Genomic DNA, 26,454 nt, shown 5'->3' with positions numbered 1-26,454 from the left:
CCTCTCCCGTAAGCTTTTGTCTTTATCGTTCTTGGTCGTCTATTCGGCCGCCGCCGGCGCGGCGCCGACATAGCGGCGCAGGAACTCGCCGTGGGTGGGCGCCCCGGCCACCGCCCGGGCCACGCCGGCGCGCATCTGGTTGAGGCTGGCGGCCAGGGCCGCTCCGTCGATCCCGTCCAGCGCCGGGTCCCAGCCTTCGGGCAGGATGTCGAAGCCGGCGAAGATCGCCAGCCAGCTGGGCGGCTGGAACATCTCCCAGCGATAGCGGGCGATGTGGCCGCGCGAGCGGAACAGCTCGACCTTGCGGGCCAGGGTCTCGGGGATCTCGGCGTCTCGGGTGGTGCGCCAGAACGGCGTGTCGGCCCGCTGGGCGGCCTTGTAGTGCAGCACCACGAAGTCGCGCACCCGCTCCATCTCGCGCCGCGACCAGTCGTTGAACTCGTCGATCACGGCCGGGTCGAAGCTGCGATCGGGGAACAGCGCCTTGAGCTTTTCGATCCCTGTCTCGATCAGGGCGATGGAGGTGCTTTCCAGCGGCTCCAGGAAGCCCGACGCCAGGCCCAGCGCCACGACGTTGCGGTTCCACACCTTCTTGCGGCGACCAGGCGTGAAGCGGATCAGCCGCGGCTCGTGCAGCAGGCGGTCGGGGACGGCGGCGACCAGCTCGGCCTTGGCCGCCTCGTCGTCGATGTGGCGGCTCGAATAGACGTAGCCGTTGCCGTAGCGGTGCTGCAGCGGGATGCGCCAGCGCCAGCCGGCGCTGTGGGCGGTGACGTCGGTATAGGGCGGCGGCTCGGCCCCCTCAGGCGGCTGGCTCTGCCCCGCCAGGGCCCGGTCGCAGAACAGCCATTGCGACCAGTCCTCGTAGCCGGTCTGCAGGGCCTCCTCGATCAGCAGGCCACGGAAGCCTGAGCAGTCGATGAAGAGGTCGCCCTCAACGGTCGCGCCGGTATGCAGGTCCAGCGAGGCGACGAAGCCGTCCTCGGGACGCAGGTTGACCTTCACGACCTTGGCGTCGATGCGGCGCACGCCATTGGCCTCGGCCACCCGGCGCATCAGTTGGGCGAACAGGGCGGCGTCGAAATGCAGGGCCCAGTCGAACACCGACAGGCTGGACGGCGGATTGGCGGCCGGCACGGTGAACCTGCCCGCCGCCGCCAGGCTGGCGCCCAGCGAATACTCGCCCACCTCCCCGATGTCGGCGACGCTGCGCGCCTTCAGCCAATAGTGCTGGAAGGGCACGCCGTTCAGGTCCTGGCCGTACAGGCTGAACGGATGGATGAAGGCCGAGCCCGGGGCCATCCAGTCCTTGAAGCGGATGCCCAGCTTGCAGGTGCCCTGCGTGGCGCGCAGCACCTCCAGGTCGTCCAGGCCCAGGTTCTGGTAGAAGCCGCGGATGGTGGGGATGGTCGCCTCGCCCACCCCGATCGTGCCGATCTCGGAACTCTCGACCAGGGTGATGTCGATCGGCGCCTTGCCGAAGTGGCGGCGCAAGGATGCGGCGGCCATCCAGCCGGCGGTCCCGCCGCCGACGATGACGATGCTGCGGATGCGCCCGCTGCGGACGTCTTGGCTCATGGCCGGTCCTCCCGACCGGAAAACTGGCGCCCGTAGGCGTCGATGGAAAGCACCCTCCCCAAACAAAAAGAGCCGCCGCGGCGACCCCGAAGGGCCGCCACGACGGGCGCAGGGAGGAAGGCTTCAGATCACCACTTGGCGCGGATGCCGAGGGTGTAGCGGGGCTCGAACTCGTTCTGCGACGAGTACTGTTCCTTGCCCTTGGCGAAACGCAGGTAGTAGTCCTCGATCTCGCCGGTGACGTTCGATCCGTTGAAGTAGACCGTCACGTCCTTGCGGACGTCGTAGCTGACGTTGACGTCCACATAGCCGGTCGCATCCTGGTAGATCGGGATCACGGCCTGGCCGCCGCCGCCCATGGTCGAAGACAGGCGATCGGTGCGGTAGTTGTAGGCCACCCGCGCCTGCAGCTTGTCGTCCTGGTACCAGCCGATCAGGTTAAACTGGTGCTTGGAGTTGTCGTAGAACGGCAGACGATTGCCCGACAGATCCAGCCGGTCTTCCTTGCTGGGCGAGTAGGTGTAGTTGGTGTCGACGCCGAAGTTCTTCAGGATCGGCACGTCGGGGATGATGTCGGTGAAGGCGATCTTGGCGCCCACTTCCACACCCTTGACCTCGCCGCCCTTGCCTTGCAGCGGCAGCGACACGTCGACCTCGCGGCGGATCACGCCGTCCTGGTCGGGGAAGCTGCCCTTGATGGTGCCGCCGGTGACGAAGCTGTCGATCTTTAGCTTGAAGGCCGACAGGTTCAGCATCGAGGCCCGGCCGAAGTAGTATTCGATCGCGCCGTCGAAGTTCTGTGAGCGCCAAGGGTCGAGGTTCGGGTTGCCCGAGGCGCTGGCCCCGGTCACGCAGCGAACGTTCGGCATGGTCGCGCCGCAGTCGGCGGTGAAGATCGACAGGCCGCCGCCGTAGCTGCCCAGGTCCAGCGGCTGCATCGTCTTCGAATAGGCGAAGCGCAGCTTGATGTTGTCGGTCAGGTCGTAGGTGGCGTTGAACGACGGCAGCCAGTCCGTGTACTTGCGGCGGGTGACCGTGTCGCCGGCGTCGGCGTTGGTGTCGCCGTAGTTCATCACGTCGCCGGTCAGGTTTTGCTTCACCAGCAGTTCCGTCTGGATGACGCGCAGGCCGAAGTCGCCCGACAGCTGGCCAATCTCGAAGGCGCCGGCGCCGTAGGCGCTCTGCTCCTTCAGGTCGACGTCATAGGTCTGGCCGGGCACCTGCACCCGCACCGCGTCGCCGAACACCTTCTTCTGGAAGGACAATACGTCGTCGAAGTCGCGCGGGTCGATGGCCCAGAAGCCGGGCATGCCCTTGGTGACGCCGCCCAGGTTGTTGACCCAGATGGCGTTGTTGTAGGTCGTCAGCTTGGTCGGACGGTTGACCGTGTAGCCCTGGAACTCCGGCACGCCGGTGATCGGGTTCGGCACGAACTCGCCGGCCTGGCACTGGTTCTGGTTCATGACGACGTCGATGGCCTTCCACTGGGCCATGCAGCCGCCGGCCGGCACGGGCGTGCCGTTGGCCTGCACCGCGCCGGGAACCCCGCCGTAGAAGCCCGAGAACAGGTGGAACTGCTCGACGCTGACCGAACGGTCGCTCTGGCGAACGCCGGCGTCGACCTTGGTGATGAAGCCCAGGAACTTGTCTTCGAACTTGTAGTGGCCGTCGGCGCGGAACACGTTCATGTCCGACGAGACCTCGTTGTTGCCTTCCGACGAGAAGGCCCCGATCGCGTAGCTGTCCTTGTTGGCCATATAGTCGCGCAGGGTCTTGCCCGCGCCCAGGCCGCCGGAGATCGGCGTGTCGAAGCCGCTCCACACCGGGCTCTTGCCGCTGATGTCATAGTGCAGCTGCGGGTTCTGGCCGTAGCCCAGCGGGTTCGGGTTCAGGTAGCAGCCGCCGGCCGAGCCGGTGACGGCGTTGCTGCGCTGGCTGGCCGGATACTGGTCGCAGATGGCCTTCGGATAGAATGTGCCGCGCGTGCGGTCCTGGGCGTTGCGGAACAGCGTGAAGCGATCAGGCGCATACTGCCAGTTGGACAGGTCGCCCTGGGCCTGGCCGTTCATGCTCAGGCGGTCGCCGTCGGCGCGGATGGCCCGCGCCTCGAAGCTGAAGGGGCCGTTGTTGTCGTACTTCAGTTCGAGATTGTAATTCTTGCTCTCGGACTTGTTGACGCGGTTGACGGTGAACGAGTTCACCCACCAGGCGTCGATGTCGTACTCGCTGACCGCCAGCCACGGACGGCCGTTGCCGCCGATCGGGGCCGGGCCGGGCGGCGGCGCGCTGACGCCGGTCTGCTCGAAGTCGGTCGGACGGGTCCAGTTGCCGAAGGCGCCGCCGTCCCAGCGGTTGGAGATGTTGATGCCGGCGGCGCGGTTGTATTCGTCGAGCTTGGCGTAGAAGCCTTCGGCGATCAGGGTGAAGCCCTCGCCCAGGTCGGCCTCGAACGAGACGTTGACGCCGGTGCGCTTGCGCTCGACGACGCGGTTGAAGCTTTCGAAGCCGTGCGGCGACAGGAAGTTGTTCGGGTTGGAGCCGCCCCAGTCGTTGTTGCCCGACAGCGAGACCGCGCCCGAAAAGTTGTTGCCCAGGTTCGACTTGCTCTGCGCGGCCGAGACCAGCAGGCCGACGCGGTCGTTGCGCCAGCTGGCCAGGATGTTGGCCAGGTAATCGTCTTCCTTGGTGCGCTCGCCGCGCTGGGCCTCGGCGGCGCCGGCGAAGGTGAAGCCTTCCTGCATCTGGAACGGCCGGCGGGTGCGCAGGTCGATGGTGCCCGAGATGCCCGACAGGGCGTTGTTCGGGTCGGTCGACTTGTAGACCAGCACCTGGTTCATCAGCTGCGAGGGCACATCCAGCAGGTTGGGCTGGGCCGCGCCCATGTTGCCCGCGCTGAGATACTGCTCGCCGTTCAGCAGGGTGATGACCTGGGCCAGGCCCCGGATGTTGACCGTGGCCCCTTCGCCGGCGTTGCGCTGGATCTGGATGCCCGGAATGCGCTGCAGCGAGTCGGCGATGGTGACGTCGGGCAGCTTGCCGATGTCCTCGGCCGAGATGGCGTCGACGATCGAGGCCTCGCGGCGCTTGACGTCGACCGACTTCAGCTGCGAGCCGCGCACGCCGGTGACGACGATCTCGTCGACGGCGGTCTCTTCGGCCTGGCCGGCGGTCTGCGCCAGGGCGGATGTGGTGATGACGGCCTGCGACGCGCCGGCCAGAAGGGCCAGGGTCAAGCCGCGAGTCCAGACGGACTTCTTACGTGGTGTGGTCAAATCGATCGCTCCCCAATGTCTTGTTCTTGCGTTCGGGCCGCGAAGCCTTTTGGCGCCGCGGTGGGTCTCGAGCCGGGCCTCGACCTTCACGCCAACCTGCTTTCGGCGGCCGTGACCCGGTGATTGTCCTGTCGGCGACCCCCGGCGCCGGAACGGTGTTGCGATCCGGCCCTCAGACGCCGGTCACGGTGGCAACATTCCTAAATGTCCCAAGCAAGTCAACAAGAATGTCAACGTTGTCATTTCTGATAATCACCGGGTTTCGAAGCGCTGCAATATCGACGTGCGGCCACGACGCGGCCCGAGGCAGAGACACATAACCGTTGTTTTTACTGATATTTTCCAAGCCATGAAACGTCCTCGCGACGCGAAGACAGCGCTAGCAAGCGAGATAACGCCGATCGCCAGCCGTCCGCGATGAACGTGTGCGATGGGCGACAATTCCACCCGAAAGTGAATCGGAAGCGGTTCCAGTCGGATCGAAATGACCCGCATGACAGCAAAGACGACCACATCAATGTCCACGAAGAGGACATTTTTTGACCCGTCTTTGTCCACGCGACATGACAAGCCCGCGAGGCTGCGGTATGGCTGCGTCTCGGGAGCCGCCGAGCCACCCCAGCCGGGGAGGCGCGCCGCGCGGCCAAGTCGGGTGCGGGTCTTCACGAATGACGACGATTCACGATGTGGCCAAGCGGGCTGGCGTCTCGGCCAAGACCGTCTCGCGCGTGATGAACGACCACGCCAGCGTCACCACCAAGACCCGCGACAAGGTCCGCGAAGCCATGGCCGCCCTCGGCTACCAGCCCAGCGCCGTGGCCCGTCACTTCCGCGCGCAAGGCGCCTCGGCCGTCGGCGTGCTGATGGGCGATCCCAGCGGCGGCTATCACACCCGCACCCACCACGCCCTGCTGCTGGCCTGCCTGGAGACCGGCCGCCACCTGACCGTGGAGCTGTTCGACGGCCCGGTGGTCGGCTGGCACGAGCGCATCCGCGCCTTCATCGAGGACGGCGGCATCCGCGAAGTGATTCTGCTGCCGCCCGAATGCGACTTCGGCCCGCTGAAGGCCCTGATGCGCGAGCTCGACGTGCGCTGCGTGCTGATCTCGCCGACCACGCCCGACCCGAACTTCCCAGCCATCGCCATGGACGACCGCGCCGCCGCCCGCGAGGTGGTCGAGCACCTGTTCAGCCTGGGCCACACCCGCATCGGCCACATCGCCGGCCACCCCGACCATGCCGCCAGCACCCATCGCCGTAACGGCTTCTTCGAGGCCTACGCCGCCGCCGGCCTGCCGCGCCCGGCTCCGGAGCTGATCGTCGGGGGCGAGTTCACCTTCAAGACCGGCCTGGACGCGGCCAAGCTGCTGCTCGACATCGACGAGCCGCCGACCGCCATCTTCGCCGCCAACGACGACATGGCCGCCGCCACTTGCATGGAGGCCCAGCGCCGGGGCCTGCGCATTCCCGACGACCTGTCGGTGGTCGGTTTCGACGACGCGCCGATCGCCGGCGTCATCTGGCCGACCCTGACCACCATCCGCCAGCCGTTCGAGCCGATGGCCCTGCGCGCCCTGCAGACCTTCGCGGCCTGGAACAGCAGCGACTCCGGTGTCCGCCCCAGTCCGTTCCTGGCCCAGCACACCCTGGTGGTCCGCGAATCCACCGGCCCGGCCCGCAAGCGGCCGCCCGGCCAGTCCGCGACGGGCAAGCCCGGCTGACGGTCCCGAAAACATACCGCCGCACCGCCGGCCAAGATCATACGAGTGGGAGGTAGAATGAATTCGCGTCTCTGGCGCGCCAGCGCCCTGGCCCTGACCATCGCCACAATGGGCGCTCCCGCCCTGGCCCAAGGCCATGCCGGCCATGCGGGTCATGGCGCGCCCGCCGCCGCCCCGGCCGGCCAGCCGTGGCTGGACCCCAAGCTCGACGCCGACGCCCGCGCCGACCTGGCGGTCAAGGCCATGACCCAGGACGAGAAGCTGACCCTGGTCTACGGCTACTTCGGCGCCGACATGAAGCCCAGGTACACGCGCATCGAAGGCTCGCTGCCCGGTTCGGCCGGCTACGTGCCGGGCCTGCCGCGCCTGGGCATCCCCGCCCAGTTCGAGACCGACGCCGGCATCGGCGTGGCGACGCAAGGCAGCGCCGCGCAATTCCGCGAGCGCACCGCCCTCCCCTCCGGCATGGCCACCACGGCCACCTGGAACCCGGCGCTGGCGCAGAAGGGCGGGGCGATGATCGGCAAGGAGGCGCGCGACTCGGGCTTCAACGTCATGCTGGCCGGCGGCGTGAACCTGGTCCGCGAGCCGCGCAACGGCCGCAACTTCGAATATGGCGGCGAGGATCCGCTGCTGGCCGGCGTGATGGTCGGGGCCCAGATCAAGGGCATCCAGTCCAACAACATCGTCTCGACGATCAAGCACTACGCCCTGAACGCCCAGGAGACCGGGCGCTTCGTGGTCGACAGCAGGATCGGCGACGCCGACGCCCGCACCTCCGACCTCCTGGCCTTCCAGATCGCCATGGAGGCGTCGGACCCGCACTCGGTGATGTGCGCCTACAACCGCGTCAACGGCCACTATGCCTGCGAGAACGACTGGCTGCTGAACAAGGTGCTCAAGCAGGACTGGGGCTACAAGGGCTATGTGATGTCCGACTGGGGTGCCGTGCACTCGGGCGCCAAGTCGGTCAACGCCGGCCTCGACCAGGAGTCGGCCGGCGACGCCTTCGACAAGCAGCCCTTCCTGGCCGGCGTGCTGAAGGCCGATCTCGCCAGCGGCGCGGTCAGCCAGGCGCGCCTGGACGACATGGCCCGCCGCATCGTCCGCTCGCTGTTCGCCAGCGGCGCGGTCGACCATCCGGTGAAAATCGCGCCCATCGACCTCGTGGCCAACGGCAAGGTCAGCCAGGCCGACGCCGAGGAAGGCATGGTCCTGCTGAAGAACGACAAGGGCCTGCTGCCCCTGGCGCTGAAGGCCCAGAAGGTCGCCGTAATCGGCGCCTATGCCGATGTCGGCGTGCTGTCGGGCGGCGGCTCCTCGCAGGTCTATCCGGCCGGCGGTCGCGCCGTGCAGGGCCTGGAGCCCAAGACCTGGCCCGGTCCGGTGATCTACTATCCGTCCTCGCCGCTGAAGGCGCTGCAGGCCCGCGCGCCCCAGGCGACCTTCACCTACAACGACGGCAAGGATCCGGCCGCGGTCGCCAGGCTGGCCGCCCAGAGCGACCTCGTGATCGTCTTCGCCGACCAGTGGACCACCGAGTCGGAAGACGTTGCATCCCTGGCCCTGCCCAAGAACCAGGACGCCATGATCGCCGCGGCCGCCAAGGCCGGAAAGCCCACCGTCGTCGTGCTCGAGACGGGCGGCCCGGTGACCATGCCGTGGCTGAACGACGTGGGCGCGGTGCTGCAGGCCTGGTTCCCCGGCACCAGCGGCGGCGAGGCCATCGCCCGCGTTCTGACCGGCGAGGTGGACGCGACCGGTCGCCTGCCCGTGACCTTCCCGGCCAGCGAGGCCCAACTGCCCCGGCCCAAGCTCGACGGCGACCCGAAGACGCCCGACGCGCTGTTCGCCGTCGACTATTCGATCGAAGGTGCGGCCGTCGGCTACAAGTGGTTCGACAAGAAGGGCCTCAAGCCGCTGTTCCCGTTCGGCCACGGCCTGTCCTACACCCGCTTCGCCTATTCCGACCTCAAGACCTCGACGACCGATGGCCAACTGACGGTCGCCTTCAAGGTGACCAACACCGGCAAGCGGGCCGGCAAGGACGTGCCGCAGGTCTATGTATCGCCCAAGGCCGGCGGCTGGGAGGCCCCGCGCCGTCTGGCTGGCTTCCAGAAGGTCGACCTCGCTCCCGGCGCCAGCCAGACCGTCACCCTGACCGTCGACCCGCGCCTGCTGGCGACCTGGGACGAGAAGGCCCACGGCTGGAAGGTCGCGGCCGGCGACTACGAGGTGCAGCTGGGGGCGTCGTCCGCGGCGATCTCGGCGCGCGCCACCACGGCCGTCGCGGCTCAGAGCGTGCCGGTGGGGCTGCGGAAGTAGGCCGGCAAGTTTCCACACCAGGAACCTCCCCCTCTGGGGGAGGCGGCCGAAGGCCGGTGGGGGGAAGTTTTCAGCTTCCATCACGCCGGCCTTCTTCGCGTCCGCCCCCTTTCCGTTCAAGCCATGCGCGATCGGCGCGGCTATGGAGCAGCGGCTTCCCAGCCCAGCCCCACACGCCCTAGTCTGCCTTCATGCGCGCACCGCTTCTCGCCCTGGTCTTCAGCCTCGCAACCGCCGCCTCGGCGCGGGCCGGCGAGACCGCGTGCTGGTTCGAGAACGGCGCGGTCGTCGCCCCCGCCGCGGTCGGCGACATGACCGGCGACTTCGTCATCGACCTGTCGGCGCCGCGCACCCTGCTGCACGACACCAAGGCCCAGGCTGGCGGCTTCGAGGCGACCGACCTTTCCCTGCCCGTCCGCGTGGCCGGCGAGGCCCTGCCCGCCCTGCCCGTGGCCGTGACCGATCTGGACTATCGCGGCGTCGGGTTCGTCGCTCCCATCGCCGGCGTCATCGGGGCCGACGTGCTGGCCCGCTACACCTTGGTCATCGACTTCGCCCCCTGCCGCCTGCGGCTGGAGCCCGCCGACGGCCTTTACAGGCCCTCAGGACACCCGCTGCACGTCGAGATGGTCGGCGGGGTGCCGACGGTGCGCGCCAGCGCCTCGGACGGCTTCTCCAGCGTCCAGGGCCCCTTCGCCATCGACACCGCCTCGGGCGCAGCCCTGCGCGCCCGCGGACCGGCCGACGGACCGCGCCAGAAGCCGGCCGGCACGGTGGCGGCGCTGGCCTTCGACGGCCGGCTCTATCCCCGCGCCCGCGCCGTGCAGGCCGGCGACCTGCCGCCCGGCGTGGTCGGCGCCCTGGGAGTCGAGGTGCTGGCCCGGGGCCGCCTGCGGCTGGACCCCGTCGCCCACGCCCTCTGGCTCACGCCTTAGATCAGATCATCCCCATACGGAGTTTGCCCATGGCCTCGCGCGTTCACGCCGTCACCGCCAACCCGCGCCACACTATCCAGCTCGACGTCAACGGCCACAAGCTGGTCGGCGACGAGCCCCCCGCCCTCGGCGGCCAGGACGCCGGCCCGCCGCCCTTCGGCTTCGTGCTCGCAGGCCTGGCGGCCTGCACGGCCACCACCCTGCGCATGTACGCCGACCGCAAGGGCTGGGGCGAGGTGACCATCGAGACGACGCTGACGCTCGACAACAGCGGCGACAAGCCCCGCATCGACCGCAAGGTCTCCGCCACGGGCGACCTCGACGAAGCCGCCATCGCCCGCCTGCGCGACGTGGTCGAACGCACGCCCGTGACCCTGGCCCTGAAGGGCGGATTCGGGATCGACACGGTGTTGGATCGGGGGTGATCGACAAGATGCTCCCCCTGAAGGGGGAGCTGTCGCGAAGCGACTGAGGGGGAAGTGACTGGTGAGCCAGTAACCACTCCAACCTCAGCACATACTTCCCCCTCCGGCCCCCGGGCCACCTCCCCCTTCGGGGGGAGAATCTTGGAAAACAAAAGGGCCCGGCGTCGCCGCCGGGCCCTTCTTCATTCCAGGATCGAACCGGCCGCTCAGTGCGACTCGTTCTTCCAGACCTTGCGGTAGCTCGCATAGAGCAGGCCGGCGAAGAGGATCAGGTAGATCATCACCGCAAAACCCGTCTGCTTGCGCTCTTCCAGCTTGGGCTCGGCGGCCCACATCAGGAAGGCCGAGACGTCGCGGGCCTGCTGGTCGACCGTGGCCTTCGTGCCGTCGTCGAAGGTGACGCCGCCTTCCGTCAGCGGCTGGGCCATCGCGATGAAGCCGCCGGGCGGAACGTGGGCGTGGTCGCCGCTCCAGTAGGCCGCCAGGTCGCCCGGCATGTACGGGTTGTAGTGCTGGCCCGGACCGACCTTCAGGCCGGCCGGCGGGTTCTTGTAGCCCGTGACGATGGCGTGGATGTAGTCGGGACCGCCAGTGCGGGCCTTGGCCAGCAGCGACATGTCCGGCGGGAACGCGCCGCCGTTGCTGGCGCGGGCCGCGGCCTCGTTCGGGAACGGCGAGGGGAAGCGGTCGGCGCTGGTGGCCGGACGCTTGATGGCGTCGCCGGTCTCGGAGTCGATGTCGCCGACCTCGAACTCCTTGGCGATCGCCTTGACCCACGGGTTGTCGTTCGAGTTCGGGTACTTCTCGTTATAGAACGGGCCGCCCTTGTCGCCGAGGTTCCGGAAGCTGACCAGCTTCATGGAGTGGCACGACGAGCAGACCTCGCGATAGACCTTGTAGCCGCGTTGCAGCTGAGCCTGGTCGAACTTGCCGAACGGGCCGTTGAACGACCAGTGGATCTTTTCCGGTTCCAGCGGGTGACCGGCGGCCAGGGCCGGGGCGGCGGCGAAAGCCGCCATCAGACCCGCGACCGCTGCGATGACGGAGAGTTTGCGCAGCATCGGGATCAGCCCTTCATTTCAGGCGCGGCGGTCGCTTCGGCCGGCGCGGCGGCCGGGTGCGACAGGGCGGGCGAGGCGATGGAGTCCGGCACCGGCAGGGTCTTCTCGACCAGGCCCAGCACCGGCAGGATCACCAGGAAGAACGCGAAGTAGTAGAGCGAGGCGAAGCGGCTCAGCCACACGAAGCTGTTCAGGTCGGCGTCGCCCAGGGTGAAGGTCTTGAAGTGACCCAGCACCGGATCGTCCGGCAGCTTGGCGCCGCAGAGGCCCAGGATGCAGCACGCCACCACGAAGATGATGAAATAGAGCTTCGCGGTCGGGCGGTAGCGCATCGAGCGCACCTTGGAGGTGTCCAGCCACGGCAGGGCGAACAGGCAGGCGATGGCGCCGAACATGGCCAGGACGCCCATCAGCTTGTCCGGCACGGCGCGCAGGATCGCGTAGAACGGCAGGAAGTACCATTCGGGCACGATGTGGGCCGGCGTCACCAGCGGGTTGGCCTCGACGTAGTTGTCGGCGTGGCCAAGCGCGTTGGGCAGGTAGAAGACGAAGGTCGCAAAGAGGATCAGGAAGACGCTCATCGCAAAGCCGTCCTTCACCGTCGCGTACGGCGTGAAGGGCAGGGTGTCGGCCTTCGACTTGGGCTCGACGCCGGTGGGGTTGTTCTGGCCGACCACGTGCAGCGCCCAGATGTGCAGGATCACGACGCCCGCGATCATGAACGGCAGCAGGTAGTGCAGCGAGAAGAAGCGGTTCAGCGTGGCGTTGTCGACGGCGAAACCGCCCCACAGCCAGGTGGTGATCGACGGGCCGACGATCGGCAGGGCGCCGAACAGGTTGGTGATCACGACGGCGCCGTGGAAGCTCATCTGACCCCAGGGCAGCACGTAGCCCATGAAGGCCGTGGCCATCATCAGCAGGTAGATCACGCAGCCCAGGATCCACAGCACCTCGCGCGGCGCCTTGTACGAGCCGTAGTAGAGGCCGCGCAGCATGTGGACGTAGACGGCGATGAAGAACATCGACGCGCCGTTGGCGTGCATGTAGCGGATCAGCCAGCCGTAGTTCACGTCGCGCATGATGTGCTCGACGCTGGCGAAGGCGTGGTCGGCGCTGGGCGTGTAGTGCATCACCAGGATGATGCCGGTGATCAGCTGGCTGGCCAGGCACAGCGACAGGATGCCGCCGAAGGTCCACCAGTAGTTCAGGTTACGCGGAGTGGGGTAGTCGACGAAGCTGTCGTAGCCCAGGCGCACGATCGGGAGACGGGCGTCGAGCCAGCGCTCGAAACCGGTCTTCGGCTGGTAGGTCGAATGTCCGCTCATCTGGCTTACCCGATCTTGACCTTGGTGTCGGACAGGAACTCGTACTCCGGAACCGCGAGGTTCAGCGGGGCCGGACCCTTACGGATGCGACCCGACGTGTCGTAGTGCGAGCCGTGGCACGGGCAGAACCAGCCGCCGTAATCGCCGCCGCCGAAGGTGGGCACGCAGCCCAGGTGAGTGCACGAACCGATCAGCACGAGCCATTGGGCCTTGCCCGGCTTCACGCGGTCGGCGTCCTTCTGGGGATCCTTCATCGACGCGCCGTCGTCGGCGACCGCCTTCTGGATTTCGGCCGGGGTGCGGTTGCGCACGAAGAGCGGCTTGCCCCGCCACTTCAGCGTCACCTGCTGGCCGTCGGCGACCTTGGTCAGGTCGAACTCGGTCGAGGCCAGGGCCAGCGTGTCGGCAGAGGGATTCATCTGGTCGATGAACGGCCAGGCAAGCGCCGCTGCGCCGCCGGCGGCGGCGGTGATCGCGGCAATGTAAATGAAATCGCGTCGGCTGGGATCGGACCCAGACTCGGTCTTTGCGCCCACGGCGGTGTCGGCCACCTTGTTCCACCCTTCGAAATCCGTCCAACCGCGCGAACGGCCAGACCAGGAAATGCGCCATTCGGCGCGATATCTTTACCTCGACCCGCGAGCGGATCTTCGCCACAAGGGGCACGCTCCCTATCGGATGGGCGAACAGAGTTCGCAAGCCCTATTCGATGTGCAGCAATGCCCCTACTAGCCCCATGGTTGGTTTCGTTAGAATGCGTCTCGCGCTTTTTCAACCCGGCATTCCCCAGAACGTGGGCGCGGCGATTCGGCTTTCCGCCTGCCTGGACGTGGGCCTGGACGTCATCGAGCCCTGCAGTTTTCCCTTGGACGACAAGAGCTTGAAGCGCGCGGCGCTCGATTACGGCCCGCTGGCGCACCTCACCCGCCACGATTCCTGGGAAACCTTCCTGCAGGCGCCGCAGCGCGCTCACGGGCGCCTGGTGCTGTTCACCACCCGCGGCGACCAGACCTTCCACGACTTCGCCTTCCAGCCCGGCGACACCCTGCTTTTCGGCAACGAGAGTCGCGGCGCGCCCGAGGAAGTCCACGCCGCGGTCGACGCCCGGGTGGTGATCCCGCTTCGGCCGCAGGCCCGCTCGCTGAACGTGTCGGTGACCGCCGGCATGGCCCTGGCCGAAGCCCTTCGCCAGACGGGCGGCTTCCCGTCGCTGGCAGCCCTGCAGACGTAAAAAAGGCGGCCCCGTTTCCGGGACCGCCCAAGTTGAACCATCGGCGCTGGTCCGCCAGCGGCGGGCGAGGTGTGGAGTCTTCGCCCGCGCTCGGCGTCCCGGCGGCTTAACCCTTGGGGATCAGGCCAGCACCATGATCACGACCCGGCGGTTCTGCGCCCGGCCTTCCTTGGTCTCGTTCGGGGCCACGGGATCTTCCGCGCCGTACGAGATGGTCGCCATGCGGTTCAGGGCGACGCCCTGACGCGAGAGGAACTTGCGGACAGCGTCGGCGCGGCGTTGGCCGAGCTTTTCGTTGTAGCCTTCCTCGCCGGTGGCGTCGGTGTAGCCCTGGATCTCCAGGTACACGTTCTTGTTCTCTTCCTTCAGCTTGGCCGCGAAATCCGCGAGGCGCTGTTCAGCCTCGGGGGACAGGGCGTCCTGGTCGGTCGGGAACTTCACGGAATCGTCCGACAGGACCATCGAATACATGAACTTGCCTTCGGCGAGCTTGCCGGCGGCAGTCGCGCGATCGAGGGCTTCGCGGGACGTCTTGTCGAGTTCGGAGATCTGGGTGTCGTGACCGTCCACCCGCGTGTTCACCGCTCCGACCTGAGTGTTGACGTACTTCTTCGTCGCGCAGCCGCTGACCGCCAGGCCCCCAGCCACCAGCGCGACAACGGTCGCCATCTTCAAGCTGCCTTTGACTTGGCCGATCATTGTTCGCTTCTTCTCCTCATTGATCCAAGAAAGCTTGACCTTGGACCTACCAACTCATCCGGGTCGTTCAGCTTTCGCATTACGAAACCGTCAGGTGACAGAGGCGAAAAATAGGCGTGTTCTTGTCTTGATTGGCGCCGCTTGAATTCAATGTTCACGGTCACTCTATTGACCGCGCGCGATCGCTCGAACCCGGTTTTGGTTCCACGAATTATTTTCAGTCCGAAGAGGATTTTTTGGTGGGCGCGAAGGCCTCGAAGGCCCTCGGTTCGGCCCGGCCGGCGCGCGGCGATGGAATCGCAGGCGGCAGCGGCGTCCGAACGCGCGCGTCCGGCTCACCCTGCAGATGTAGGGAGCTTTCGCGCCACCGCAAACGAAAAACGCGCCCCAGGCGACCGGAGCGCGTTTCTCGTCGGTTCGGACGCGAGCCCTACTGCAGGGTCGCCCGGCCAAAGGACAGGCCGCCATCGTCGGCCCCGACGGCGATCACCCCGCCGTCTTCCAGTTCCCCGGCCAGCAGCCTGCGGGCGATCGGATCGACCAGCTCCTTCTGGATCACGCGCTTGAGGGGGCGCGCGCCATAGACCGGGTCGTAGCCCTTGTCGGCCAGCCACTGCAGGGCCTCGGGCGCCAGCGCCAGGGTCATGCGGCGGTCGGCCAGCAGCTTCTCCACCCGGCCCAGCTGGATGCGGACGATGTCGCTCATGTTCGAGCGGTCGAGCCGCTTGAACAGGATGATCTCGTCGATCCGGTTCAGGAACTCCGGACGGAAGTGGCCGCGCACCGTGGCCATGACCAGCGGACGCACCTCTTCCACGTCGGCTCCGTCCTCCTGATTGGCCAGGAACTCGGCGCCGAGGTTGGAGGTCATGATGATCAGGGTGTTGCGGAAATCGACCGTCCGCCCCTGCCCGTCCGTCAGACGACCGTCATCCAGCACCTGCAGCAGCACGTTGAAGACGTCCGGGTGGGCCTTCTCGATCTCGTCGAACAGCACCACCTGGTACGGACGGCGACGGACAGCCTCCGTCAGCGCCCCGCCCTCGTCGTAGCCGACATAGCCGGGAGGCGCCCCGATCAGGCGGCTGACCGAGTGCTTTTCCATGTATTCCGACATGTCCATGCGGGTGATCGCATGCTCGTCGGCGAACATGAACTCGGCCAGGGCCTTGGTCAGCTCGGTCTTGCCCACGCCCGTCGGGCCCAGGAACAGGAACGAGCCGATCGGCCGCGTGGGATCGTGCAGACCGGCGCGGGCGCGGCGGACGGCGTCGGACACGGCTTCCAGGGCCTCGTCCTGGCCGACCACGCGCGAGCGCAGGGCGACCTCCATCTGCAACAGCTTCTCGCGCTCGCCTTCCAGCATCTTCTCGACCGGCACGCCGGTCCAGCGGCTGACGACGGCGGCGATCTGCTCGGCGTCGACGACTTCCGGCGTCAGGGCCTTGTCGCCGTTCTCGCCGGCCTCGGCGTCGGCCAGGCGCTTTTCGAGCGCCGGGATCTCGCCGTACTGGATCTGGCCGGCGCGGGCGAAGTCGCCGGCGCGCTGGGCGTTGGCCAGATCGGCGCGCAGGCGGTCCAGCGCCTCGCGGGCCTGGGCCGCGCCGCCGACCTTGTCCTTCTCGGCCTTCCAGCGGGCGGTCATCTCGTCGGAACGGAACTGCAGGTCGTCGATCTCGACCTCCAGGTTCTCCAGGCGCTGTTTGGAGGCGGCGTCGGTTTCCTTCGAGAGCGCCTCGCGCTCGATCTTCAGCTGCACCAGGCGGCGGTCGATCTCGTCGAGCTCTTCGGGCTTGCTGTCGATGGCCATCCGCACGCGGCTGGCCGCCTCGTCGACCAGGTCGATGGCCTTGTCGGGCAGGAAGCGGTCGGCGATGTAGCGGTTGGACAGCGTCGCGGCGGCCACGATGGCGCTGTCGCTGATCCGCACCCCGTGGTGGACCTCGTACTTCTCCTTCAGGCCGCGCAGGATCGAGACGGTGTCCTCCACCGTCGGCTCCTGCACGAACACCGGCTGGAAGCGACGCGCCAGGGCGGCGTCCTTCTCGACGTGCTTGCGATACTCGTCCAGCGTCGTGGCGCCCACGCAGTGCAGCTCGCCCCGCGCCAGGGCGGGCTTCAGCAGGTTGGAGGCGTCCATCGCCCCGTCGCTCTTGCCTGCGCCCACCAGCGTATGCATCTCGTCGATGAACAGGATGATCGAGCCTTCGGCCGCGGTCACCTCGGCCAGCACGGCCTTCAGGCGCTCCTCGAACTCGCCGCGATACTTCGCGCCGGCTATCAGGCTGCCCATGTCCAGCGACAGGAGCTTCTTGTCCTTCAGGCTTTCGGGCACGTCGCCGTTGACGATGCGTTGCGCGAGACCTTCGACGATGGCGGTCTTGCCCACGCCCGGCTCGCCGATCAGCACCGGGTTGTTCTTGGTGCGGCGGGAAAGGACCTGGATGGTGCGGCGGATCTCCTCGTCGCGGCCGATCACCGGGTCGATCTTGCCGTCCCTCGCCGCAGCCGTCAGGTCGCGGGCGTAGCGCTTGAGCGCGTCATAGCCTTCCTCGGCGTTGGCGCTGTCGGCGGTGCGGCCCTTGCGCAGGGCGGCGGCGGCGGTCTCCAGGCTCTGGGCCGAGACGCCGGCGTCCTTCAGCGCCTTGGCGCTTTCGGCGCCGTCCTTGGCGATGGCGACGAGCAGGCGCTCGGTGGTGACGAAGGCGTCGCCGGCCTCCTTGGCGCCGTCCTCGGCGGCCGCGAAGACACGGGCGGTGTCGGGCTTCATGTAGAGCTGGCCGCCGGCGCCGTCGACGCGCGGGTTCTTGGCCAGGATCGCGTCCACGGCCGCATCGGCCGCGTCGGGGCGGCCGCCGGCATTGGCGATGATGGTGCGCGAAAGCCCGTCCTTTTCTTCCAGCAGCACCTTCAGAAGGTGCTCGGGCCCAAGCTGCTGGTGACCGCGAGCCAGGGCCAGGCTCTGCGCGGACTGCACGGCCTGCTTGGCGCGGTCGGAATAGATGTCGATCTTCAAGTCAGCGTCCCCTTCACTAGGCGGATCAGGCCTAGAGCCTGCCAAGCAGGCTCCAGCTTCCAAGTCTAGGAGCGCGCCGGACGGGTTAGCCGCAAAGCACCTAACCCTGGCGCGCTCCGGGCCGCCTCTGATGAGCACGACCCGACCTGTCAGGGGATGTAGTGTGGCCCTAGAGCCACACAAGGCTCACCAGCCCTGGCTTGCCAGATAGTTTTCCAGGGCCTGGATGCGCGTAGCGTCCGAGGGGTGGGTCGAGGCGAACTCGGGCCGCCCCGAGCCCCCTTGGGCCTGCATCTTGCGCCACAGCGATACAGCCTCGCGCGGGCGGTAGCCGGCGCGCTGCATGATGTCGACGCCGATGCGATCGGCCTCCAGTTCGTGCCTGCGCGAGAACGGCAGCAGGAAGCCCATCTGCGCCCCCGCCCCGCCCAGCGAGGCCACGGCCCGGCCGCTGTCGCTGCCGCCGCCGCCGGCGGCGGCTTGGGCGATCGCCAGGACGAGCTGGGTGCTCATCTGCTGCGAGTAGCGCTCGGCGGCGTGGCGGCCTAGCACGTGGGCGGCCTCGTGGCCCAGCACGGCGGCCAGCTGGTCGTCGTTGTCGACAAGGCGCACCAGCCCCGAATTGACGCCGATATGGCCGCCCGGCAGCACGAAGGCGTTGGGGGTGTCGTTGTCGAAGACCACGTAGTCCCAGGGCCGGTTGGCCAGGCCGGCGGCCTCAATGATCCGCTGGCCCACCGTGGTGACGCGGGCGTTCATCCGCGCGTCCTTCGAGATCTTGCTGGTCCTCAGGGTCTGTTGCCAGGCCTGCTCGCCCGATCGCGCTAAGCTGGCCTCGTCGACCATGGCGAACTGGTCGCGGCCAAGCTCGGCGTTGTAGGCGCAGCCCGAAAGGATCAGGCCGGCGATCAGGACCAGCGACGGACGAAGGCGCATGGGCGGCTCGCGTTATTGTTGTCGACGGCCCGACTTAAGGCGCGTGGACGCGGACTGGCAACAAGATCCTCCCCTGCCGGGGAGGTGGCCCAAAGGGCCGGAGGGGAGCCGTTTCCAGCTTTCTGAGCGCTTGAAGGTCATCAGCCCCTCCCCTCTCCGTCCGCTTCGCGGACACCTCTCCCAGAGGGAGAGGGTCTTGGCGTCAACGCTTCAACTCGAGGATGTCGAGCTTGGACTCCTGCTGCGGCCAGGGCATGACCAGGCGGTAGCGGTTGGGGCCGATGCGCTCGAACACTCCGGCCTGGTCGCGCTGCGGATCGCGGCGGTAGGTCGCCCGGCCCTCGCGGTCGCCCCACGCCACCGCACCCAGGAACACCAGGCGCCGGTCGCTGTCGGGGTAGAGGTTGCCGGCCTGACGTTGCGAGCCGCTGGTCTTCTCCAGCAAGAGGTCGCCGCCAGGCGTCAGCTGCACCCGGCAGCGAAACCAGCCGTAGGCGACGTAGGGCAGGCCACGGCCGTCCTGGCTGCCCAGCTTGATCGTGCGGCACTGGTAATTGCCGGGCGTCGGCTGCGGTCGAGGCAGGGCGGCGCGCGGCTCCACCAAGACGCCCAGGGCGCGCAGCTCGCGGGCGTGGCCGCTGCGCCGCGCCTCGGACAGCGCGCCTTCCCAGGCCGAATTCAGCCGCTCGATCCGGTTGATGTCCTCGCGGGTCGCGTCGCGCCGCCAGTCGCCGGAGGCGGCCAGGACGGGCGTGGCGACCACGAGGGACAGGGCGATAGCGGCGGCGGCGCGCATGGGCGGCTCCAGGGAACGTCGAAGGAGCCGAGATAACTCGCCAGGCGCCGGAGGGTTCGCCTTCAGCGGGCGGCGGCGATGGTCCGCGCCAGCTGCCGGGGATCGACCGGCTTGCCCAGGATCGGCACGTCGCGCAGGTCCGGCCGCACGCCCTGGTCGCCGTAGCCGGTGACGAAGGCGAAGGGCACGCCGCGCTCGCGCAGCACGTCGGCGGCGGCGAACGAGGTGCCGCCGTCCAGGTTCACGTCCAGCAGGGCGAAGTCGACGACCTCGCGCCGCGCGGCCTCCACCGCCGTCTCGGCCGAGACCGCCGGGCCGGTGACGTCGCAGCCCAGGTCGGTCAGCAGGTCCTCGACCAGCATGGCGACCATGATCTCGTCCTCGACGATCAGCACCCGCATCAGGCGGCTCCCCGGGCAGGCGCCGGCTGGGCCGCCGGGCGGCGGCGGATACGGGCGACGATGGTGCAGACCACGCCCTCGGGCGGATAGTCGAGCGCCGCCTCGCCGTCGAGCTCCAGCGCCAGCCCGCGCGTGATCAGGCGGCTGCCGAAGCCCTTGCGTTCCGGCGGCGACACCGGAGGGCCGCCGGCCTCCTGCCAGCGCAGTCGCAGCCGCTCGTCGTCGCCCTCGCCTTCCCGGCTCCAGCTGATCCGCACCTGGCCGGTCGATTGCGACAGGGCGCCGTACTTGGCCGCGTTGGTGGTCAGCTCGTGCAGGGCCAGAGACAGCGACAGCGCGGTCTTGGGCGACAGCCTTACCGGCGGCCCGGCCAGTTCAAAGCGAGAGGCGTCTCCATAGGAGTCCACCAGGCCCGCCACGATGTCGTGCAGGTCCGCGCCGTCCCACGCCTCACGGGTGAGAATGTCGTGGGTCCGGGCCAAGGCCAGCAGGCGCGTGGTCAGCGACTCGCGGGCGTCGCCCAGGTCGGCGGCGTTGCGCAGGGTCTGGCCGGCCACCGACTGCACGGTGGCCAGGGTGTTCTTGACCCGGTGATTGAGCTCGTTGACCAGCAGCCGCTGCAGTTCCTCGGCCCGCTTGCGCTCGGTGACGTCGCGCATGACGCCGGTGAAGAAGCGCCGGTCGCCCGAGCGCCACTCGGCGATGGACAGTTCGAGGGGAAAGGTCGTGCCGTCCTGGCGCCGCCCGAACACCTCGCGGCCGATGCCGATGATCCGGCGCTCGCCGGTGCGGCGGTAAGTGTCGAGATAGCCGTCGTGGGCGCCGTGATGCGGCTCGGGCATCAGGGTGTTGACGTTGCCGCCGATCATGTCGGCCGCGGCATAGCCGAACAGTCGCTCGGCGGCCGGATTGAAGGCTTCGATGCGGCCGTACTCGTCGATGACGACGATGGCGTCCACCGCCGTGTCGACGATGGCGCGATAGCGGGCTTCGTCGCCCGCTCCGCCGGACTGTGTTCCACGCCCGCCCATGGCTGGCTCTCCTGTGGTCCAGGAGAGCCTAGCCTATGGGTTGATCCGCCGCCAAGTCCTCGCGGCGGATGACCTCAGGCGTCTTCCGGCTCTGAAGCCGGGGCGTCGCCGCCTTCGAAGCTGCGCGGGGCGCGGCGACGACGGGGCTTCTTGACCTCTTCGCCGGCGGCCTCGGGGGCCGGGGCGGCGGGGGTCTCGGCCGCCGGAGCGGTTTCGGTCTTCGGCTCGGGGGCCGGCTTGGGTTCGGACTTGCGGCCCAGGAACGCCGGAGCGTGGCTGACGGCGCCGTCCTGGCCGCGCAGCACCGGCGAGCTTTCGGTCGCCTGCGCTTCGCCGCCCAGCGGACCGGCTTCCGGCTCGATCACGGCCAGCGGATCGCGCTCGCTGCGGTCGCGATCGCGGTTGCGGTCACGATCCCGGTCGCGGCGCGAGCGGCGGCCTTCGCGGGCCTCGCCCTGGAACTCGCCGCCTTCGGCCGCCGGGCGGTCCTCGCGCGGCTGACGCTCTTCCCGGGGACGGTCGTCGCGCGGGCGATCATCACGGGGACGGTCGTCACGGTCGCGGAAGCGCTCTTCGCGCGGCCGGTCGTCACGGGGACGATCATCGCGGGGACGATCGTCACGAGGGCGGTCATCACGGTTGCGGTCGCGATCGTCGCGGTCGCGCCAGCGGTCGCGGCGGCCTTCGCCCTGCTGACCGTCACGGTCGCGATCGCGGTTGCGGTCACGGTCGCGGTTCTCGAAGCGGTCGCGGTTGCGGTCACGGCGTTGCTCGCCCTGGCCTTCGCCGCCCTCGCCGCCTTCAGCGCCCTCGGCGGGCGTCTCGGCGGCCGGCGGGGCCTCGGGGGCCTCTTCCGGCTCGGCTTCGAAGTCGATCTCGTAGGCCGAGTAGGCGTCCTTGCCGATGATGTCGCTGACCGGACGATTCGGCTGGATGGCGCGCAGGACGCGGAAGTAGTGCTCTGCGTGCTGCAAGTAGTTCTCGGCCAGCACCCGGTCGCCGGACGACGAGGCGTCGCGGGCCAGCTGCTGGTACTTTTCATAGACGCTCTGGGCCGCGCCGCGGACCTTCACGCCATCCGGACCGTTCGAATCGAAGGCCCGGTTGGCGTTGTGCTGCTGCGGCTTGCCACCACCGCCCCCGCGGTTGTTGCGGCCACGCTGGCGCTTCATGCCCTTGAAATCTCTCATCTTCTTCTGAACCTGTCCGATCGGGACACTTTAGCCCGATCGGTATTCGGTCTCTTGAGACTGGGTGCGCCCGTCTCGGGCTCGCCTTCGATGTTCTTGAGACCTGGGTTTCCGTAGAGTCTCCGTCCGGATCGGGCGCGGCTTTCGGCCTCGTCGGCCGTTCGCGCCTGCCGGATGCGTCTGGCGATCGTCGAAACGACCGCTCTTCCCGTCACCCGGCGATTTGGAAGGAGACCCTTTTCGTCTACCGCCTCACGCCGACGTTTCCAAGGGGTTTTTGAAGCCCGTGACAACGCGGTCGTGGGTAGACAGGTCCTTGACCGTCCGGACGTTCTGGGCACCGGCCGCCTTGAACAGGATCTCGACGTCCGCCGACTGATCGAAACCGATCTCGACGCAGAACAGGCCGCCAGGCTTGAGCACCCGCAGGATCTCGGGCGCCAGGGCGCGATAGGCGGTCAGGCCGTCGGCGCCGCCGTCCAGGGCCAGGCGCGGCTCGTGGTCGCGCACTTCCGGCTCCAGGGTGTCGATGTCGGCGGTGGGAATGTAGGGCGGGTTGGAGACCACGACGTCGAACGAGGCGTCGCCCAGGCCCGTCGTCCAGTCGCCGCGCATCAGCGCGACGCGGCCGTCGAGGTCGAGGTTGGCGGCGTTCTCGCGCGCCACGGCCAGGGCCTCTTCGGAGATATCGATGCCCAGGCCCTTGGCGGCCGGGCGCTCGGCCAGGATGGCCATCAGCATCGAGCCCGAGCCGACGCCCAGGTCCAGCAGGTTGAAGGCCATGGTCTCGGGGAAGGCCTTGAGCACCTCGTCGACGATGACCTCGGTCTCCGGACGCGGGGTCAGGACGTCCTTGGTCACCGACAGCAGGATCTTCCAGAAGCCCTTGCGGCCGATGATGTGGCTGACCGGCTCGCGGCGGGCGCGGCGCTCCAGGTACTCGTCCAGCGTGGCGACCTGCTCGGCGGTCAGCTCGCGATAGGGGTCGGTGATGATGTCCGTGCGGCTGACGCCGGCGGCGACTTCAAGCATCAGGCGCGCGTCGATGGCGGGCTGGTCGATGCCGGCTTCCTTCAGGCGCTCCTTGGCGCCGTTCCAGGCTTTGACGAGGGTGAGGGTCATGGCGGCTCCAATAGCGCGTCGCGGCGACGAGTGCGAGGTCGAGGGCGAGATTGCGGATGGATACCAATAATTGGTATGCTGTGGCTTGTAGGAGCCTGCTATGAGCAAGAACACCTCGGTCAGCCTCGGGCCTCACTTCCAGGAATTCATCGAAGCCCAGGTGGCGCAAGGCCGCTACGGCTCGGCCAGCGACGTCATCCGCGCCGGCCTGCGAATGCTGGAAGAGCACGAGACCAAGCTCGACGCGCTGCGCAACGCCCTGGCCGAAGGCGAGGCGAGCGGGTTCGCCGAGGACTTCGACTTCGAGGAATTCATCGCCGAGATGCACGACGAACAAGCCTCGCGCGGGTCCGCCAAGCCGTGAGCCGCCTCGCCTTCCGACCACTGGCCAGGAAGGATCTCCGCGACATCTGGAACTATTCGCACGACCGCTGGGGCGCCAAGCGCGCCGACGATTACGCCAGCGGCCTGAACAAGCTCCTGAAACGCCTCGCCGCCGGCCCCTCGCTCGGCGAAGCCTGCGGCCACGTTCGGGATGGCTATCGCCGCCATCCGAGCGGCTCCCACATGATCTACTATCGCCTCGCCGACCGGGGCATCGAGGTCGTCCGCATACTGCACCAGCAGATGGACCCCGGGTCCCGTCTCTAGGACCTACTCCACCACCACCACCGCGTCGCCCTGCCCCACCGCGCCGCCTTCGGTGACGTCGAGATAGATGCCGCAGAACATGTGGCCGTAGTTGTCGAACAGGGCCTTCACCACCTCGATGTCGCGCTCGGCGGTGACCGGGTCGACGTGGGTGGCGGCGCAGCGGACGATCGGCTTCAGCACCTGCGCGGTGGCCCCGCCCACCCGCACCGTCCGGCCGGTCCAGCCGTTCTCGGCCCAGGCCGGCCAGCCCTCGACATAGAGGTTGGCGCGGAAGCGCAGGGGATCGATGGGGCGGCCGATCTTTTCGGCGAGGTCGCGCACGCTGGCCAGGTTCACGATCGAGACGAAGCCGGACTTGCTGTCCATGAACCGGTGCGCGCCCGGTCCTTCCAGCACCCGCAGCGGGCCCTTGATATCGTCGCCCAGCAGGGCCGCCAGCCAGGCCTCGAAGCCGCGCCGGCCTTCGTCGCCCGAGAGATCGCCCACGAAGGGCGCCAGCCCCTCGGCCGAGGCGGTCAGCACGCCGGTCGCCTCGTCATAGGCGGTGCGCGCCCTGGCGACGGCCGGGATCTTGGCCAGCACCGTGAACTTCATTTTCGACAGGTGCCCCGGCGCGGCGGCGTCGAAGCCGCTGGGGCCGTCCTCGACCGCATAGAGCCGGTCGCAGGGAAAGCAGGCGCCGGCCTGCAGCGTCGCCGTCTCCAGGCGCTCGGGCGTGAACCCCTTGACGGGATGGCGATAGAGCGAGGCGACCTGGGCTTGCATGGCGGCAAGGTGATCACGGCGGTGCAGCTTTGCAAGACGGGAACACCGGACGGCCTGACGGATTTGACCAGCAGGGAGGCCCGCTCATGACCGACACCACGCCGCGACGCCCCGTAAGGTCGTGGCTGGCCTCGCGGCCCTATCACCTGGCGCCGTGGATCCTGCTGCTGGCGGTCGCGCCCTTCGCCTTCCCCAAGCGCCTGGAGCCCCAGGTCGAACCGCATGCGCCGCCGCCGGGCCTGTCGGAAGACCGGACCATGCCGCCGCACGAATTCGACCAGGCCGAGCCCCGCCGCGGCCGCGCCGCCCGCCATCCGCACGGCATCCCCCTGCTGGGCTGGCGCGACATCCTATGGCGCACAGCCCGCGAGATCAGCGTCGACAAGCTGCCCTCGGTGGCCGGAGGCGTCACCTTCTACACCCTGCTGGCTCTGTTCCCCGCCATCGGCGCCTTCGTCTCGCTGTACGGCCTGTTCGCCGACGTGGCGGCGGTGGAGAAGCAACTGCAGGAGATGGCCACGGTGTTTCCGGCCAGCGTCGTCCAGATCGTCGGCGAGCAGATGCTGCGCCTGGCCGGCCAGGAGGGCGGCAAGCTGGGCGTGGCCTTCGTGGTCAGCCTGCTGCTGTCGATCTGGAGCGCCAACGCCAGCATGAAGGCGCTCTTCGACGGGCTGAACGTGGCCTATGACGAAGACGAGAAGCGCAACTTCGTCTCCAAGACCGCCCTCACCTACGGCTTCACCCTGTGCGCCCTGCTCTATGCGGTGTTCATCGCCGCGGTGCTGATCGCCATGCCGATCGTGCTGGAGCAGGTAGGCCTGGGCGCGATCTCGGCCTTCTGGATCCCGCTGCGCTGGCTGGCCGTCTGGCTGGTCACGGCCCTGGCCTTCGCCATGCTCTACCGGTTCGCCCCCTGCCGGACGCGGCCGCGCTGGCGCTGGGTGGTGCTGGGAGCGCTGTTCGGCGCGGCCGCCTGGCTGGTGGGCTCGCTGGGCTTTTCGATCTACGTCAACCGCATCGCCCACTACGACGCCACCTACGGGCCGCTGGGGGCGGTGATCGCCTTCATGGTCTGGGTATGGTTCTCGATCATGACCGTGCTGGTCGGCGCCGAGCTCAACGCCGAGATCGAGCACCAGACCGCCCACGACTCCACCACCGGCCCCGAAAAGCCGATGGGCGCGCGCGGCGCGGCCATGGCCGACACGGTGGGGCTGGCCTTCCACCCCTGGGAGATGATCAAGCGCGAGGCGGGCACGGTGAAGCGGATCGGCGGCCGCTACTGGGGCCAGGCCACGCGCCTGGGCAAGAAGACGCCGCCGCCTTAAGCCTGATCGCTTGGCGCCGCGCGCGACGCATGGCTTAGCTTGCCGCCATGATCTTCGCCCCCGCCGCTCCGTCCGAACACGAAGCCCTCGTCGCCCTGGTCAACTCCGCCTATCGCGGGCAGGGGGCCCAGGCCGGCTGGACCACCGAGGCGGGCTATATCGACGGCCAGCGCATCGACCTTGAAAGCCTGCAAGCCGACCTGGCGGCGTCGCCCGACGCCCTGATCCTAACCGCCCGCGACGAAGCAGAGGGGCCCATTCTGGGCTGCGTGTGGCTTGAACCGGCGCAGGCCGGCGTCTGGTACCTGGGCATGCTGACGATCCGTCCAGACCTTCAAGACCGGCAGATGGGCCGCACCCTGCTGGCCGCCGGCGAGGCCTACGCCAAGGAACGCGGCGCGGACCGCATGCAGATGACCGTGGTCCACATCCGCGACACCCTGATCGCCTGGTACCAGCGCCGCGGCTACGCCCTCACCGGCGAGACCCGCCCCTTCCCCCACGGCGACGACCGTTTCGGCAAGCCGCTGCGGGATGACCTGAGCTTCGTGGTGATGGAGAAATCCATCTGACGAGACCCTCTCCCTGAAGGGAGAGGTGTCGTCAAAGGCGACGGAGAGGCAAGTCGCCACGAAGGGGGCTG

The 26,454-nt window shown here is 68.5% G+C and carries 24 protein-coding genes; 9 read left to right on the top strand and 15 right to left on the bottom strand.

Features of this window, described 5'->3' with window-relative positions:
* Window positions 1-39 precede the first annotated feature (39 nt).
* From DDF67_RS01635 to DDF67_RS25225, 3 genes are all read right to left on the bottom strand, one after another.
* Entirely contained in the window at window positions 40-1,578 is a 1,539-nt protein-coding gene (locus DDF67_RS01635; RefSeq protein ID WP_109099226.1) for a tryptophan halogenase family protein, read from the bottom strand.
* Window positions 1,579-1,706: 128 nt separating this feature from the next.
* Window positions 1,707-4,850, bottom strand: a complete 3,144-nt coding sequence (locus DDF67_RS01630; RefSeq protein ID WP_109099225.1) for a TonB-dependent receptor — start codon at window positions 4,848-4,850, stop codon at window positions 1,707-1,709.
* Between the two features lie 252 nt (window positions 4,851-5,102).
* The gene (locus tag DDF67_RS25225) at window positions 5,103-5,516 is read right to left on the bottom strand and encodes a hypothetical protein (RefSeq protein ID WP_146197927.1); all 414 of its coding nucleotides are present in this window, start codon (window positions 5,514-5,516) and stop codon (window positions 5,103-5,105) included.
* Between the two features lie 2 nt (window positions 5,517-5,518).
* Between DDF67_RS25225 and DDF67_RS01625 the strand changes: the two genes are divergently transcribed.
* The 4 genes from DDF67_RS01625 (at window position 5,519) to DDF67_RS01610 (ending at window position 10,256) form a co-directional block, all read left to right on the top strand.
* A complete protein-coding gene (locus DDF67_RS01625) occupies window positions 5,519-6,571 on the top strand; it encodes a LacI family DNA-binding transcriptional regulator (RefSeq protein WP_109099224.1) in 1,053 nt (350 codons plus the stop codon).
* 57 nt (window positions 6,572-6,628) lie between these two features.
* Entirely contained in the window at window positions 6,629-8,896 is a 2,268-nt protein-coding gene (locus tag DDF67_RS01620) for a beta-glucosidase family protein (RefSeq protein ID WP_109099223.1), read from the top strand.
* A gap of 191 nt (window positions 8,897-9,087) precedes the next feature.
* Window positions 9,088-9,831: a hypothetical protein gene (locus DDF67_RS01615; protein ID WP_109099222.1), complete on the top strand. Its 744-nt coding sequence runs from the start codon at window positions 9,088-9,090 to the stop codon at window positions 9,829-9,831.
* A 29-nt stretch (window positions 9,832-9,860) separates the two neighbouring features.
* The gene (locus DDF67_RS01610) at window positions 9,861-10,256 is read left to right on the top strand and encodes an OsmC family protein (RefSeq protein WP_109099221.1); all 396 of its coding nucleotides are present in this window, start codon (window positions 9,861-9,863) and stop codon (window positions 10,254-10,256) included.
* Between the two features lie 206 nt (window positions 10,257-10,462).
* Here the strand turns inward: DDF67_RS01610 and DDF67_RS01605 are convergent, their stop codons facing one another.
* The 3 genes from DDF67_RS01605 to petA are packed head-to-tail and all read right to left on the bottom strand — an operon-like array spanning window position 10,463 to window position 13,193.
* Window positions 10,463-11,317: a cytochrome c1 gene (locus tag DDF67_RS01605; RefSeq protein ID WP_109099220.1), complete on the bottom strand. Its 855-nt coding sequence runs from the start codon at window positions 11,315-11,317 to the stop codon at window positions 10,463-10,465.
* A 5-nt stretch (window positions 11,318-11,322) separates the two neighbouring features.
* Window positions 11,323-12,642 (bottom strand): cytochrome b, encoded by a 1,320-nt coding sequence (locus tag DDF67_RS01600; protein WP_109099219.1) that lies wholly within the window; start codon window positions 12,640-12,642, stop codon window positions 11,323-11,325.
* Between the two features lie 5 nt (window positions 12,643-12,647).
* Window positions 12,648-13,193 carry a ubiquinol-cytochrome c reductase iron-sulfur subunit gene (gene petA, locus DDF67_RS01595; protein WP_109099218.1) on the bottom strand — a complete coding sequence of 182 codons (546 nt, stop codon included), beginning with the start codon at window positions 13,191-13,193 and terminating at the stop codon, window positions 12,648-12,650.
* A 203-nt stretch (window positions 13,194-13,396) separates the two neighbouring features.
* On the opposite strand from petA, the gene DDF67_RS01590 reads away from it, so the two are divergent.
* The gene (locus DDF67_RS01590; protein WP_109099217.1) at window positions 13,397-13,873 is read left to right on the top strand and encodes a tRNA (cytidine(34)-2'-O)-methyltransferase; all 477 of its coding nucleotides are present in this window, start codon (window positions 13,397-13,399) and stop codon (window positions 13,871-13,873) included.
* 120 nt (window positions 13,874-13,993) lie between these two features.
* Here the strand turns inward: DDF67_RS01590 and DDF67_RS01585 are convergent, their stop codons facing one another.
* The 8 genes from DDF67_RS01585 to prmC all read right to left on the bottom strand — a co-directional run bounded on the left by DDF67_RS01585 (window position 13,994) and on the right by prmC (window position 23,064).
* Window positions 13,994-14,542, bottom strand: coding sequence for an OmpA family protein (locus tag DDF67_RS01585; RefSeq protein ID WP_233247499.1), 549 nt, complete (start codon window positions 14,540-14,542; stop codon window positions 13,994-13,996).
* Window positions 14,543-15,002: 460 nt separating this feature from the next.
* Window positions 15,003-17,588: an ATP-dependent chaperone ClpB gene (gene clpB / locus DDF67_RS01580; protein WP_109099215.1), complete on the bottom strand. Its 2,586-nt coding sequence runs from the start codon at window positions 17,586-17,588 to the stop codon at window positions 15,003-15,005.
* A gap of 186 nt (window positions 17,589-17,774) precedes the next feature.
* On the bottom strand, window positions 17,775-18,524 hold the full coding sequence (locus DDF67_RS01575) for a M48 family metallopeptidase (protein WP_109099214.1): 750 nt from the start codon (window positions 18,522-18,524) through the stop codon (window positions 17,775-17,777).
* A gap of 202 nt (window positions 18,525-18,726) precedes the next feature.
* On the bottom strand, window positions 18,727-19,320 hold the full coding sequence (locus DDF67_RS01570; RefSeq protein ID WP_109099213.1) for a DUF4893 domain-containing protein: 594 nt from the start codon (window positions 19,318-19,320) through the stop codon (window positions 18,727-18,729).
* A gap of 62 nt (window positions 19,321-19,382) precedes the next feature.
* Entirely contained in the window at window positions 19,383-19,721 is a 339-nt protein-coding gene (locus tag DDF67_RS01565) for a response regulator (protein ID WP_109099212.1), read from the bottom strand.
* Entirely contained in the window at window positions 19,721-20,752 is a 1,032-nt protein-coding gene (locus DDF67_RS01560) for a sensor histidine kinase (protein WP_109099211.1), read from the bottom strand. Before DDF67_RS01560 ends, DDF67_RS01565 begins: the two co-directional genes overlap by 1 nt.
* Before the next feature lie 74 nt (window positions 20,753-20,826).
* The gene (locus DDF67_RS01555; protein ID WP_109099210.1) at window positions 20,827-21,942 is read right to left on the bottom strand and encodes a DUF4167 domain-containing protein; all 1,116 of its coding nucleotides are present in this window, start codon (window positions 21,940-21,942) and stop codon (window positions 20,827-20,829) included.
* A 252-nt stretch (window positions 21,943-22,194) separates the two neighbouring features.
* Entirely contained in the window at window positions 22,195-23,064 is an 870-nt protein-coding gene (gene prmC, locus DDF67_RS01550; protein ID WP_109099209.1) for a peptide chain release factor N(5)-glutamine methyltransferase, read from the bottom strand.
* Window positions 23,065-23,164: 100 nt separating this feature from the next.
* Between prmC and DDF67_RS01545 the strand changes: the two genes are divergently transcribed.
* Window positions 23,165-23,428: a type II toxin-antitoxin system ParD family antitoxin gene (locus tag DDF67_RS01545; protein ID WP_109099208.1), complete on the top strand. Its 264-nt coding sequence runs from the start codon at window positions 23,165-23,167 to the stop codon at window positions 23,426-23,428.
* Complete coding sequence (locus DDF67_RS01540; protein WP_109099207.1) at window positions 23,425-23,715, top strand: type II toxin-antitoxin system RelE/ParE family toxin; 291 nt, start codon at window positions 23,425-23,427, stop codon at window positions 23,713-23,715. The genes DDF67_RS01545 and DDF67_RS01540 overlap by 4 nt, the downstream gene beginning before the upstream one ends.
* A gap of 3 nt (window positions 23,716-23,718) precedes the next feature.
* Here DDF67_RS01540 and DDF67_RS01535 read toward each other — a convergent pair whose 3' ends face one another.
* On the bottom strand, window positions 23,719-24,483 hold the full coding sequence (locus tag DDF67_RS01535) for an MOSC domain-containing protein (protein WP_109099206.1): 765 nt from the start codon (window positions 24,481-24,483) through the stop codon (window positions 23,719-23,721).
* Window positions 24,484-24,569: 86 nt separating this feature from the next.
* Between DDF67_RS01535 and DDF67_RS01530 the strand changes: the two genes are divergently transcribed.
* Together DDF67_RS01530 and DDF67_RS01525 are read left to right on the top strand one after the other, a co-directional pair.
* Window positions 24,570-25,811: a YihY/virulence factor BrkB family protein gene (locus DDF67_RS01530; RefSeq protein ID WP_109099205.1), complete on the top strand. Its 1,242-nt coding sequence runs from the start codon at window positions 24,570-24,572 to the stop codon at window positions 25,809-25,811.
* A 47-nt stretch (window positions 25,812-25,858) separates the two neighbouring features.
* Window positions 25,859-26,383 carry a GNAT family N-acetyltransferase gene (locus DDF67_RS01525; RefSeq protein ID WP_109099204.1) on the top strand — a complete coding sequence of 175 codons (525 nt, stop codon included), beginning with the start codon at window positions 25,859-25,861 and terminating at the stop codon, window positions 26,381-26,383.
* The last annotated feature ends 71 nt before the right edge of the window (window positions 26,384-26,454 follow it).

Source organism: Caulobacter endophyticus (assembly GCF_003116815.1).
GTDB lineage: Bacteria > Pseudomonadota > Alphaproteobacteria > Caulobacterales > Caulobacteraceae > Caulobacter > Caulobacter endophyticus.
This window is presented reverse-complemented; position numbering and strand designations above follow the sequence as displayed.